Annotated in this window: 15 protein-coding genes; 3 read left to right on the forward strand and 12 right to left on the reverse strand. The window is 45.4% G+C overall.

The features are described 5' to 3' along the window. From smpB to AC9UH7_RS05235, 12 genes are all read right to left on the reverse strand, one after another. The coding region (gene smpB / locus AC9UH7_RS05180; protein ID WP_509595941.1) for an SsrA-binding protein SmpB at positions 1–412 on the reverse strand (412 nt) is incomplete at its 3' end. A 96-nt stretch (positions 413–508) separates the two neighbouring features. Continuing rightward, positions 509–1,411 carry a permease-like cell division protein FtsX gene (gene ftsX / locus AC9UH7_RS05185; RefSeq protein WP_509595943.1) on the reverse strand — a complete coding sequence of 301 codons (903 nt, stop codon included), beginning with the start codon at positions 1,409–1,411 and terminating at the stop codon, positions 509–511. Positions 1,412–1,428: 17 nt separating this feature from the next. After that, entirely contained in the window at positions 1,429–2,118 is a 690-nt protein-coding gene (gene ftsE / locus AC9UH7_RS05190; protein ID WP_509595945.1) for a cell division ATP-binding protein FtsE, read from the reverse strand. 153 nt (positions 2,119–2,271) lie between these two features. Beyond that, a complete protein-coding gene (gene prfB, locus AC9UH7_RS05195; protein ID WP_509595947.1) occupies positions 2,272–3,366 on the reverse strand; it encodes a peptide chain release factor 2 in 1,095 nt (364 codons plus the stop codon). 22 nt (positions 3,367–3,388) lie between these two features. Further along, positions 3,389–3,955, reverse strand: a complete 567-nt coding sequence (locus AC9UH7_RS05200) for a TadE/TadG family type IV pilus assembly protein (protein ID WP_509595949.1) — start codon at positions 3,953–3,955, stop codon at positions 3,389–3,391. After that, the gene (locus tag AC9UH7_RS05205) at positions 3,946–4,362 is read right to left on the reverse strand and encodes a hypothetical protein (RefSeq protein WP_509595951.1); all 417 of its coding nucleotides are present in this window, start codon (positions 4,360–4,362) and stop codon (positions 3,946–3,948) included. The genes AC9UH7_RS05200 and AC9UH7_RS05205 overlap by 10 nt, the downstream gene beginning before the upstream one ends. A gap of 27 nt (positions 4,363–4,389) precedes the next feature. Next, a complete protein-coding gene (locus AC9UH7_RS05210) occupies positions 4,390–4,704 on the reverse strand; it encodes a hypothetical protein (RefSeq protein ID WP_509595953.1) in 315 nt (104 codons plus the stop codon). 93 nt (positions 4,705–4,797) lie between these two features. Then, a complete protein-coding gene (locus tag AC9UH7_RS05215; protein WP_509595954.1) occupies positions 4,798–5,031 on the reverse strand; it encodes a hypothetical protein in 234 nt (77 codons plus the stop codon). Between the two features lie 112 nt (positions 5,032–5,143). Then, the gene (locus tag AC9UH7_RS05220; protein ID WP_509595956.1) at positions 5,144–6,424 is read right to left on the reverse strand and encodes a hypothetical protein; all 1,281 of its coding nucleotides are present in this window, start codon (positions 6,422–6,424) and stop codon (positions 5,144–5,146) included. Between the two features lie 242 nt (positions 6,425–6,666). Further along, the gene (locus AC9UH7_RS05225) at positions 6,667–6,831 is read right to left on the reverse strand and encodes a DUF5679 domain-containing protein (protein WP_509569573.1); all 165 of its coding nucleotides are present in this window, start codon (positions 6,829–6,831) and stop codon (positions 6,667–6,669) included. 103 nt (positions 6,832–6,934) lie between these two features. Beyond that, on the reverse strand, positions 6,935–7,564 hold the full coding sequence (locus AC9UH7_RS05230; protein WP_509595958.1) for a M48 metallopeptidase family protein: 630 nt from the start codon (positions 7,562–7,564) through the stop codon (positions 6,935–6,937). 287 nt (positions 7,565–7,851) lie between these two features. Then, a complete protein-coding gene (locus tag AC9UH7_RS05235) occupies positions 7,852–9,144 on the reverse strand; it encodes a zinc-dependent metalloprotease (RefSeq protein ID WP_509595959.1) in 1,293 nt (430 codons plus the stop codon). A 121-nt stretch (positions 9,145–9,265) separates the two neighbouring features. Between AC9UH7_RS05235 and AC9UH7_RS05240 the strand changes: the two genes are divergently transcribed. The 3 genes from AC9UH7_RS05240 to AC9UH7_RS05250 all read left to right on the forward strand — a co-directional run. Further along, the gene (locus AC9UH7_RS05240; RefSeq protein ID WP_509595961.1) at positions 9,266–9,544 is read left to right on the forward strand and encodes a hypothetical protein; all 279 of its coding nucleotides are present in this window, start codon (positions 9,266–9,268) and stop codon (positions 9,542–9,544) included. A 13-nt stretch (positions 9,545–9,557) separates the two neighbouring features. Beyond that, positions 9,558–10,370, forward strand: coding sequence for a S16 family serine protease (locus AC9UH7_RS05245; protein ID WP_509595963.1), 813 nt, complete (start codon positions 9,558–9,560; stop codon positions 10,368–10,370). An 88-nt stretch (positions 10,371–10,458) separates the two neighbouring features. After that, positions 10,459–12,224, forward strand: a 1,766-nt coding sequence (locus AC9UH7_RS05250; RefSeq protein WP_509595965.1) for a UPF0182 family protein, incomplete at its 3' end; no start/stop codon positions are given.

Here is a 12,224-nt window from a genome sequence, read left to right on the forward strand (position 1 = left end):
TAATCGCTTCGCGCTTGTCATGAGCTTTTTTACCCCTAGCAACTGCGATCTCGACCTTGGCTCTTCCGTCTTTGAAATAGAGCTGCAGTGGAACAAGGGTCGTTCCTGAATCTTTAAGTTTTCCAATGAGTTTATTGAGTTCATTTTTGTGAACAAGCAGCTTTCGATCACGACGAGGTGTGTGATTGGTCCAGGTGCCTTCTGTGTATTCAGGGATGTGAACACCCATTAACCACAGTTCGCCATCGTTGACCATGGCAAAGCCATCAATCAATGATGCGCGACCAGCACGAAGTGACTTCACTTCAGTGCCAGTAAGTACCAATCCACACTCAATTACATCTGAAATTGAATAATCGTGACGTGCTTTTTTGTTTTGAGCAATGACCTTGCGGCCTATCTCTTTGACCATGCCGCATCACCGCCCTTATTCAATGCATCCAACTATTGGAGTGCAGGACTCAATTCTCTCACTACCTAGCAATGAGAGGCGCCATGTGGGTTGAAATTAGACCTTGAGGTGACGGCGAAGCGTGATGACTGAGGCCAGAACGGACACGAATAAGCCTGTTGCCAATAACCATGCAGATGCAACCCACACCTCGCCCCATCCGAAGAACTTTGTGAAGGTGAGAAGTGGTGCAACATTTGAATCAATAACAGTTTTTAGTCCGGCAAGTAAGCCAGTTGCCAAGCCCCAACCAATTAGAGCTGAGATGACACCTTCAAGCAAAAATGGAAGCTGAATTGACCACGAAGATGCTCCCACAAGTTTCATCACACCTGTTTCACGTCGACGGTTATAGGCTGCAATTCGTAAGGTATTAGAAATCAAAAGTGCAGCAGTCAACACGGATGCAAGACCAACTACTAACGCGCCATTTCGAAGAACTCCCAATAATTTAAAAAACTTCTCAAGAATTGATCGCTGATCCTGCACAACATCAACACCTGGTCGACCGCTAAATGCACTCACAATTACTGCAAATTGGGTTGGATCCTTCAATTTAACTCGGAAAGATTCTGGTAACTGATCAGCTGTCACATTTTGTGCAATTGCTGAGTCCTTAAAGCGCTCTTGGAATCGCTTGAATGCTTCTGTTTGTGATTCATAGAAAACGCTATCGACCACGCTCATCTCTTGCAGATCGCGCTGAATAGCTATGCGCTGATCAGCCGATACGACACCTGATGCACATGAAGGAGATTCTGAAAGATTTCCGCATAAGAAAACAGATACTTCAATCTTGTCATACCAATAATCCTTCATCGCACCGACTTGGGCATTTGAAAGAAGCCCAATACCAAGCAAGGACAATGAGATGGCCGTTGTTACAACGACTGCAAAAGTCATTGTTAAGTTACGTCGAAGTCCAATTCGGACTTCGCTGACTAGAAACCGTGCGCGCATGTGTGCTCCTCTATCCCTTAGCCCGTGTAACCATAAACACCACGAACTTGGTCGCGGATTACATGTCCTGCATCAAGCTCAATAACGCGCTTACGCATCTGGTCCACAATGCCAGCATCATGTGTTGCCATCAAAACTGTTGTGCCTTCTCGGTTAATGCGATCGAGCAATTTCATAATGCCAACGGAAGTTGCTGGATCTAGATTTCCTGTTGGTTCATCTGCAATCAAAATTGGTGGGCGACTAACGTATGCGCGCGCAATCGCTACACGCTGTTGTTCTCCACCGGAAATCTCTGACGGTAAACGATCAGCCTTATCTTCCAAGCCAACAAGTTCCAACACTTCTGGAACCTCGCGGTTGATCTCTTTTTGTGAGTATCCAAGCACGTGCAATGTGAAGGCTACATTTTCAGTAATTGTCTTATTCGGAAGTAAGCGAAAATCTTGGAAAACAGTTCCGACAGAGCGACGAAGCTCAGGAACTTTGTGCTTTGCCAGCGTGCCTAAATCTTTTCCAGCAACATGGATTGAACCTGCTGTTGGGCGTTCTTCACGAAGAACCAAACGCAAGAAAGTTGATTTACCTGAGCCTGATAGGCCAACGAGGAATACGAACTCACCTTTTACAATCTCAAGATTTACTGAATCAAGGGCAGGACGCTCTTGACCTGGGTAAATCTTGGTGACATTTTCAAAGCGAATCATTAAATCTCCCATGGCATCTGCGGGGTGGAGTTCGGGGAACCACCTTCGACCTGCGCCTAGTTTATGGATTACCGAGGCAAATCCTCGGATCTAACGCGGGTTTGAGCCTGAAGAAAGTGTGAGATTTATCGAATCACGCGCATATTCAAGAAACTAGGAACTGCGGCGCCAGCGGATTCCAGCTTCGATGAATTCATCGATTTCTCCATTTAATACCGCTGAAGTGTTTCCAGTTTCATAATCTGTTCGCAAATCCTTCACCATTTGATACGGCGCTAAAACATAGGAACGCATTTGATTGCCCCATGAACCTGAGTTGTCACCCTTGAGTGCATTTATCTTTGCTTGCTCTTCCTGGCGGCGACGCTCAAGTAACTTTGATTGCAGCACAGCCATGGCTGTTGCTTTGTTTTGAATCTGGGAGCGCTCGTTCTGGCATGAAACCACAATTCCTGTTGCAATGTGAGTTAAGCGCACGGCAGAGTCAGTTGTGTTAACTCCTTGCCCACCAGGGCCAGATGAACGATAGACATCAACACGAATGTCCTTTTCATCAATCTCGATGTGGTCACTTTGCTCAACTACAGGAACAACTTCAACACCTGCAAAGGAAGTGTGTCTGCGGCTTTGGCTATCAAAAGGCGAAATGCGAACTAGTCGATGAGTTCCTTGTTCTACTGACAAAGTTCCATATGCATATGGCGCAGAAACTTTAAAGGTTGTGGATTTAATTCCTGCTTCTTCTGCATATGATGTTTCAAGGACATTAACTGTGAAGTTGTGGCGTTCGCAATAACGCAAATACATTCGCATAATCATTTCGGCCCAGTCAGCGGCTTCGACTCCGCCGGCTTCTGAACGAATTGTGATTAATGCATCCCGATCGTCATACTCGCCGTTAAGCAAAGTTTGAACTTCTAATTCACTGACAGATTTCTTCACCGCATCAAGTTCATTTTCAGCGTCTTGAATTCCACCTGGTTCACCGGCTGCTAATTCAAAAAGAATCGATAGATCTTCCACGCGTTGACGGAGCCCAGAGAGTTTGGCTATTACAGATTGAACACGTGATAAACGGCTTGTGATCTTTTGGGCGGCTTCTGGGTCATCCCAAAGATTAGGAACTCCCGCCTCTACCTCTAGTTCTTCGGCTTGCTTTCTCAGCTTTGGTAAATCTAAAACTTTTTCGATAGAAACGAGGGTGGCGTCAACCGCGTTAATCTCTAATTGATATTCGCGAGCGGCCATAAGCAAAGGATACCCGTGCCTACTATCTCAAGCGAATTCCGAATAGATAGAAGCCCTCTTGCACCTGATTAGTCGTGCCAGCTGATGCTGTTAAAGATGCCGAGTCAATAGTTGTAAATGGAATTTTGAAGGGCAATTGAACCTCTGATCGTGTTTGAATAGTCAGCGAATGGCCATCGCATTGAAAATTTGTCAGTTGAATTCCATCTAAATACTGCCACTTTAAATCTGTTGTATCCGCGCTCCAGGAATGTAGTTCAAGCATCACTTCAATTCCACCACGGGTGCAATCTATTGGGATTAACGGGTGTGCTCGATTGGTTGCGATGGCTAAAGGGACTGTGAGCATGTTTGCTTTACCTTGATAGTAAGCACTTTTATCTAAGGTGTGCACACCTCTTTGAGCCGCCGCCTCTGTCGCCTGCGCCAGTGAACGTTTAGCAATAATTATTGTGGAGACATCTGTCATCACCATCAATGCTGCAACAGTAACTACGAATAATCCAATGATAATGACTGCGATAGATCCTGATTCATCTCTAAATCTACGAGAGTTACACTCAAGCCCTCCAGCACTCATCAAAGCCATGGACTGAGATGCTCTTGCGCACTTGCTGAGACCATTCGACCTGTTTGCTCATCTCTAAAAGTTATTGTCAGCTTGATGCGCCCATCAGCCGATAAACATGGAGTTGCAGAGCATTCCAGCCTTGTTTGCAAAGACGTGATTTCAGAATCTGTTAACTTCCATTGCCGAGCAAGCAAATTTGTACTCTTGCCAGAGAGATTTCGGGCCGCAGATTCATTCTCACTCAACACATATACACGCAGAACTTCCCTAGCCATTGAACGCGCAATTTCTTCATTCACACTTACGCCGGCAAATTGATTGAGGTATATAAAAATCGGTATGAATAAGGGGATTGCTAGTGCCACGAATTCAACAATGGCACTTCCTGACTCGGAGCCTAATCGTGCCTTTATATTCATACTCACTTCATTTCTATGGTTAGCCACGACTGCTTAGGGATTTATTGGTTCAATAACTGCAATACCAATGACCTCAGATACTGGGTTGCCCCCCATTAGCGAGAACAGACCAGGAACCAACTGAGGAAGCCTTTGGATGCGATGAGTGATGAGAATCTGGATCTTTTCAATACCACCACCCACTTCAAGTAGTTGATCACCCAATTCATATTGATGTGAAATTGCTCGAGCAGAGGCATCGCCTTGGGCTAACGCCATCTGTGTATTTCTAATATTTATGGAAACCAATAATTGCACGCCTATTAAGAAGAGAATAAGCATAGGAATCAGCACAAGTGCACTTTCCACATTTCCATCCTCTTTTTGAAATGTCTGCGAAACCTTAGAAAAAGGTTTACGACATCTTTGTCTTTGTGAAGTAGGAAGGTTCATAGCGCTTCTTTAGCGAATGCCATTCATTGAATCGAGTGAATCTTTTAAGATGGCTGTTAAACGTGGAGCTGCGATTGTCCAAATTGCAGTTACTAATCCAGTGGTCATTAATACAACTAATACCCAACCTGGAACATCTCCACGGTCATTCTTTAAATGGCTAAAGAATGAATCGTGTGTCTTTATCAGAGCGTTTCTAAACTGTAGTTCTGCAAGTATCACTTGTTGCGAAATGGTCTTCATGGTTTCTCCTCATTGTGGGTGAAGTATTTGGTAATTTCTCTTTTGATCTTTAATGATTCTTGTGACTTAAGTGTTGCTTTAGATTTGGTCCTGCATTTATGTGGATAAACCTTCAATTCCATTGACATTGACAATTTGGGTGTCTAGAAAATCTGATTGGTTCTTGATGAATAGGTGTTGTGTAGTCAAAGCACAATTGGGCACCCGTGAGCTCACACTTACCTGTATCAATGAGTTGCAAGATCGCTTGCACAATAGTTCCTGCAACTTGATAGGAAATTGCAACAGGGATATCGGAGTTGTGGGCGACTAAGGGAACTAGATCCTTGACCCCGTATCGCTCTGCCTTGCCTATTTCTAAACATTGCGCACAGGGGGTTTTCCCAGGTCTTACCAACGGGCCCGCATATGCGGCTCCCCCAACTACTTCACCGACAAATAGATGGTCGGTGCGATCCCTCATCAATTGTGTGATCAATTGAGGCTGGTACTGGCCAACAATGACTCTTATATTCTTCTCAGGAATAGGCGAGCTCACCGTTCCCTTAACATTCTTGGATGCCGTGGGAAAGAGTGACCATTCCCTACTTAACTCTTCGATTCGTGATTTGTAGTTAAGTCCAAAGTCACTGGTACGCAGCACTCCGGTACCTAAATCTCGGTCACCAATTGAATTTTGTTCACGTTGTGAAGAGATTGAAAACTTTGTATTAGTCACACCGCTAGCCAGCAAAGCAGCATAAATCAAGGTTGCCAAGCGATTCTCTCCATGGATCTCAACTCCAAAATTTTGCCTGGAAGAGAGAGTGTGAACTCCTCCATCGACAACTCCAGGAATCCATGTTGTTTGACTTAGCTCTGGAGACATTCTCACTTGCAATTGCTTGAATGAGGCATCGTTACTTTGGTCATCTGTGCTTGCAGCACGTTCAGCAATTGGTGACTGAAAACGATTATGCAATCTAATTCTTGAATGAGAAGTATCAAGCAGTTGTTTGATTTCTAATTGATTAATCACAGTCTCTACAACTTCTAGAGGCACATCTAATTCCTTGCTGATATCAGTTGCACTATGTTGACCATCAAACTTGGAAACAATGGCACGCGCACCAGGGTGATGAATCGAAATTGCGTGTTGGGCCGATGCAATGATCAAACACATTTCTTGTTCTGGATTAGGTTTACTTATATAGACTCCTTGTTTAAGTCGAGGTCTGGACGAATCCGTTGTGAGTGAGCTTGAGTTTTCGATGGAAATTCTGGTCACTCGAGCCGGATGAGAACCCTTGTTGTATCGACGGGTGATTCGTTGCGTGCTTTTCTCAACATCACTTTGAGGTTTGGGGGTTGCTGTGACAGGTGGTGTATTTACAGTCTTGGGATGTGTGCTCATGTGCCGAAGGATGGTGATTGCGAGCGCCTTGCATTTCTTGGTGAATCAAATCTGTGGAGTTTGAAGCTTTACCTTGCGCTCTGATGAAGGCACATTACAGATGGAGAACTCATTGCCTTTTGGCCAGCTCACATTTTCCTGAGAGCAAACAAAAGACCCCCACACCGTTAAGTGCGAGGGTCTTTTGTAACGCTAGTCGCTTGCAGGTGAACCGGAGTTCACTTATGCCAAACGAAATTTAATTACTGTGCTTTGCCAAGAATACGATTGACCTTGGTGCCACACACTGGGCAGATGCCTTGTGCCATGCGACGACCAGAGTCAGAAACCTTTACAGTTCCTTCGAAATCACGCTTCTCTTTGCACTTAACGCAGTAAGCGTCACCTTTGTATGTCTCTGCAGTCATTCTTTTCCTCCTATCGACGCTTGCGATCCCATCGGGATTGCTCCCCGTGTGGGGCAGGCGTTCGTGTATGAGGCTACCCCTGAACACGCTCATTTAAGCGTATCTAGACACCTTTATTTAGGAGTTTTTTTGGAGCCTCTGGGGCGGTCAGGGCGGTTTCGGCCGCCTCATACCCGCTCAAGTAGGCCTCAGCCAGCGCCTCCTCAGGGAATCTGGCCAGAATCTCCTTAAATTCAGCCCCGTGATCGAAAAACTGCAGATGAATCGCCTCGTGGAAGAGCACATAGTCCAGCACATTTTCAGGGGCACCCTTGAGGCGATCTGAAATCCGAATCGAGCGATCTGTCCCCGTGCAGGAGCCCCAGCGCTCGCGCATAGCCCTCCAATTCACCGAAGAGGGTCGCACGGTGATTTCAGGGGCCAGCTGACTCAGCAGTTCCCCCACTCGGTTAGAAAGAGAATCCTCGCTCATGGTCGCTGCAGCCTCTTGCGCGCGGATCTTGGCGACCATCTCTGGAACCATGGCACGCTCATCTGCTTTGCTCATGCGGGCCGGAATAGAGACCACGATCCGGCCGCCCTGGCGATATGCCGAGACATTTTTCTTTCGGCGGGTAGATCTGATGACAATAATCTCGCCTTCTGAGATTCCAGGCAAAGTGTGATCCTCAAGAGTTGTTTCAGTCAGAGATGAACCCACTACGGATGGATTTCTCTCGCCACATTCATGCATGCCGAAATGTTATGTCATCTCTCAACCAAACCTTGAGAGATTGTGCACTTAGCGGCGCGAGTCTTGTTATTTCACGGCAAAAAAGCGCCAAAGAAAAAATGCTTTACCGCAATAAATTAACCTTTGTCAACGCGGTGCCGAGTTGATAAACCACTGTCAAAGACTTACTTTACGACTACGAACTCCTCGGATAACAGTTCTACATCAGCAAGGGGAAGGCTGATTTAGAGCAAGTGACCGGGGAGTTCGCTTTTCTATTTCTCGAGCGATCTGCGATTTTTTAAAGACTAAATCAGTCCCGATAAATCATTAGGGATCTCTAAGCTCTTCATGAAACTCTCAGGAGTCAATAAATCTTGGGCAGTTGGAAGAATTCCACTCCAAATTCGATCACGAGACTCAAGATCCTTTAATTCACGAACTTGCTTCCAAAAAATAGTTGCTTCCCGAGCAAGTCGTGGTGAAACCTGTAATCCAAGCATTGAAGAAAACAACTGTTGGGTTGGTGCAGAAGTTGCTCTCCTACGACGCAAAGTTTCTTGAAGAGAAGCAATATTTGGAAGTCGATCTCCGGCAGCAAGTGCGACCACCTCCTCGCTCCAACCATCAATTAATGCCAACACCGTCTCTAACTTGGTTAATGCAGCTCGTTGTGCTGGTGATTCTTGCGGAGTGAAAATTCCATCATTCAGAGCGATTGTGAAGCTTTCAGGGTTAGAGGGATCAAATCCATTTCCTGATTCAAATGCACGTTGTGCTTGATCTTGAATCGCATCTAAATCAATATTAATTCCCTTGCCGTAATCGGTAATAGCGGTTCTAATATATGCAACTAACCACGGGTTATGAGCAAATAATCGTGCAACTGCTGCTTCACGCAATGCATGGAAGATGCGAACCTCATCCATAGGAATATCTAAATCTGTTGCCCATTCCTTAATGTTTTGAGGAACAAGGGTTGGATATGCAGACTCCACCAGCGGAAGACCAACATCATGAGCGCCAGTCACCTTGCCTGCTAACCCGCCAATTGCTTGACCTAATTGTGTTGCAATTAATGAGCCAATAAATGAATTAAGGAGTGCTGAGATCATCCCGACTGGAATGTGGGGTTGTTCATCAGAGGTTATGTCGCCTTCACCAAGGGAGGCTTGTTTGAGCAGTTCTCCAATTGCTGAGGACAAACCAATTGCCAATGGTTCAACAGTTGTTTGCCACCCTGCCAATGTCGTGTCAACCCAATCTGTTCGGGCAAGTGCTGGGTTGCCAGTGTTTGGAGATCGTGGAAAAAAGGTTGCTTCATCAAGCCATAACTCTGCAATTGTGAATGCTTGCTCAATCTCTGAAACATCATTGGCACCGATTGGAGAGGATCCTTGCGCTGTCGTAAATTTCTTCGCAGTGTCTCTAACAATATTCTTGGGCAGAGGCTCTGATGATCCAGTGAACCCAGGACCATTGATACCAAGCTTTGAGAATTGTTCTTGAATCTGTTGTTGCATCTGTTCCATCATGGCAGCAAAATCGACAGGCTCGTTAGGGTCGTCCGAGTTTCCTGGCGTGAAACCAAATGGCGTCATAGTTGAATCCTCCCAGCATTGGAACAATTTCGCAGGTAAATTCATTCCCACGATTTTCACACTCTTTTGCAGGCATTTAGCTGATTACGCGAGGATGTTAGCGAACTAGTACAGTACGGACATGTCCAACGCATTTTCGGCTCTCATCTGGTGGGTCGTTCCTGCTATCGGCTTAATTGGCGCACTTGGCTATGTCACCTGGGTTTCTAAGTTTCAAGGAAAATTTCAGCAAGAGACACAGCGCTCAGTAGGACAGTTCCAGCGTTTTCAGGATTCTTTGCGCGATTCACAAGCACGTGATGTTGCTGCCGAAAATTCCAATGCTTATGAGGAAACTGATCTTGGCGACTCAACAGAAAAGCCTTCACGCATTCCAGTGATTCGTCCGGACTCACACTAGTTCGAGCCTTCTAGTGCGATTCTCACCTCTTCCAAAAATAGTTAAGGCAACTCTTGGAGTATTTTTTCTTCTTGCCACCGTTGCTCCCTTGCCTTTTGCAATAGTTCTTCCAGGGCAAGCTCAAAACATATTTAAAGATGTCATCACAATTAAAGATCTGGATACCTATCCCGCAACTGGTCGGATTGATTTAATGTCGATTCGCGTTACCAATCCAGACACATGGATATTTGGTCCAGAAATCATCTACTCATGGATTAGTTCAGAACGTGCTGTGTATCCAAAATCTGCGATCTACCCACCCGGAACAAGTACTAAAGAGGAGAGAAAGCAAGCTAAGGCCGACATGGTTGGTTCCCAAGATAATGCAATCACAGCAGCCGTTAATTATCTGCAATCACGCCCTGAAATTTTGGCACCACTTGGTGTTTCAGAAGAAAAGGCATTATCAGCTGCGGATTTAAAGATTGCTAAGCAACGTGCAGCTGCAATAGATCCCAAGAAAATTAAATTTAAAGTTGGGCAAACAGGTGGACCAAGTGGTGGACTAGTTTTCTCTATTGGATTAGTGGAGTTACTAACTGAAGTAGATCTGATGCAAGGTCGTCACGTTGCAGGAACCGGAACTATCGATGGTCGTGGCGTTGTGGGGGCCATTGGTGGCATCAATGAAAAGATTCTCTCAGCCAAAAAGGTTGGGGCCACCTTGTTCTTTGCTCCAATTGGCAATGCTGAAGATATTGCCAACGTGCCAGAAGGTATTAAGGTCGTGACCGTTGCAACCTTGGCTCAAGCTATTTCATACCTTGAGCGCACCCGCAAGTAATTCGCACCTGCCCTCTAATTCTTCACGTTTGCTGGGAGAGCTAGCCTTTGAATTGGTAGGCCTATTCGCCTTGCGATAGTTTTGGCCCATGACCAATAACCCCCAGTTCCAGCGCCCTTCATTTAACTTCCGTGGACGCAAGAGTCCGCTGACTCTGACGATCGGAATACTTGTAATCATCGGAGCACTCTTTACCGCTCTGAGTGGTTTCTATGCAGATTGGTTGTGGTTTAAGTCAGTTAATTTCACGAGCACGTGGTCAACGATTCTTGCTACAAAGGCAACTCTCTTTGTTGTGATTGGATTAACTACATCGCTGTTTATCATGTTTAACGTTTTGTTGGCATACAAGCGCCGCCCGCTCTACGTTCCAATGACAATTGAGGCAGATAACCTTGAACGATATCGTTCACAACTCGAGCCAATCCGTCGTGGCGTATTTGGAGCTGGATTCTTAGCGCTGTTTTACTTTGCTGGCACATCAGGTTCAACATTGTGGAGTACTTGGTTGCTCTTTAAAAACTCAACTGAATTTGGTGTGAAAGATCCTCAATTTAATTTGGACATCTCATTCTTTGCTTTCCGTCTTCCATTCTGGCAGACAGCAATTGGCTGGGGAATTTCAACTCTAGTTCTAGCAATCATCGCAACTGTTGCAGTGCACTATCTATATGGTGGAATTCGTTTACAGGTTCGTGAGGATCGCACCACTGTTGCAGCTCGAGTTCAGTTATCTGTACTGCTTGGCTTAGTTGTATTGCTTAAGGCAGTTGCATATTGGTTTGATCGATATGCCCTAGCCCTAAAAGATAGCAAGTTGATCACAGGTCTTACCTACACAGATGTCAATGCAGTGCTACCTGCAAAGGCGATTCTGACCGGTATTGCTCTTGTGTGTGCGCTTCTATTCTTCGCAAACATAGTTCGTCGCTCATGGGTCCTGCCTACGGCAGGTACAGCACTACTTGTTATCTCATCTGTGTTAATCGCAGGCCTATACCCAGCAGCAATCCAAACTTTTCAGGTTAAGCCAAGTGAATCTTCAAAGGAAGCAGAGTTTATTCAGCGCAATATCAATGCGACCCGCGCTGCATATGGCCTAGAAGATGTGACAGTTAAGGATTATCAGGCCACGCTTACAACAACTGCGGGCCAATTAACTAATGATGCTGTAACAATTTCAAACATTCGTTTGATGGATCCGAATGTAATTGCTGCGACCTTCCGTCAGCTTCAGCAAATAAAGCCTTATTACACGTTCCCTGACTCTCTAGACGTTGACCGTTACACAGTTGATGGGGTTAAGCGAGATGTTCTAGTTGCTGTTCGTGAATTGAACATTGATGGAAACCCATCTCGTAACTGGATTAACGATCACCTTGTTTACACTCACGGCTTCGGCTTCGTGTCAGCATTTGGAAATACTCGTGACACCGATGGCAAGCCTTCCTTCTTAGTTGGAGATTTGCCTCCAACAAAGGGACTCGGAGAGTTTGAGCCTCGTATTTACTTTGGTGAAAATGTCCCTGACTACTCAATTATTGGTGGCGTAAAGACTGACTCACCAGTTGAATTTGATTATCCAGATGATGCTTCGGCAAATGGCCAGAAGAACTACACATACTCTGGAAAGGGTGGTGTGCCAGTTGGTTCATTGCTCAATAAATTAGTCTTTGCCCTGAAGTATCAAGAGCAGCGCATTCTGCTTTCTTCATTGATCAACAAGGATTCAAAGATTCTCTTTGAACGTAATCCTCGTGACCGCGTTGCCAAGGTTGCACCTTGGTTAACACTTGATGGAGATTCATATCCTGCAATCGTTGATGGTCGGATTCTTTGGATTATCGATGGCTA

It is taken from the genome of Candidatus Planktophila sp. (assembly GCF_044348745.1).
Classification (GTDB): Bacteria; Actinomycetota; Actinomycetes; order Nanopelagicales; family Nanopelagicaceae; genus Planktophila.

Coding starts and splice junctions, on each gene's coding strand:
- ftsX (WP_509595943.1), bottom strand. CDS start 1,411: ATGCGCGCACGGTTTCTAGTCAGCGAAGTCCGAATTGGACTTCGACGT.
- ftsE (WP_509595945.1), bottom strand. CDS start 2,118: ATGATTCGCTTTGAAAATGTCACCAAGATTTACCCAGGTCAAGAGCGT.
- prfB (WP_509595947.1), bottom strand. CDS start 3,366: ATGGCCGCTCGCGAATATCAATTAGAGATTAACGCGGTTGACGCCACC.
- AC9UH7_RS05200 (WP_509595949.1), bottom strand. CDS start 3,955: ATGGCTTTGATGAGTGCTGGAGGGCTTGAGTGTAACTCTCGTAGATTT.
- AC9UH7_RS05215 (WP_509595954.1), bottom strand. CDS start 5,031: ATGAAGACCATTTCGCAACAAGTGATACTTGCAGAACTACAGTTTAGA.
- AC9UH7_RS05220 (WP_509595956.1), bottom strand. CDS start 6,424: ATGAGCACACATCCCAAGACTGTAAATACACCACCTGTCACAGCAACC.
- AC9UH7_RS05225 (WP_509569573.1), bottom strand. CDS start 6,831: ATGACTGCAGAGACATACAAAGGTGACGCTTACTGCGTTAAGTGCAAA.
- AC9UH7_RS05230 (WP_509595958.1), bottom strand. CDS start 7,564: ATGCATGAATGTGGCGAGAGAAATCCATCCGTAGTGGGTTCATCTCTG.
- AC9UH7_RS05235 (WP_509595959.1), bottom strand. CDS start 9,144: ATGACGCCATTTGGTTTCACGCCAGGAAACTCGGACGACCCTAACGAG.
- AC9UH7_RS05240 (WP_509595961.1), top strand. CDS start 9,266: ATGTCCAACGCATTTTCGGCTCTCATCTGGTGGGTCGTTCCTGCTATC.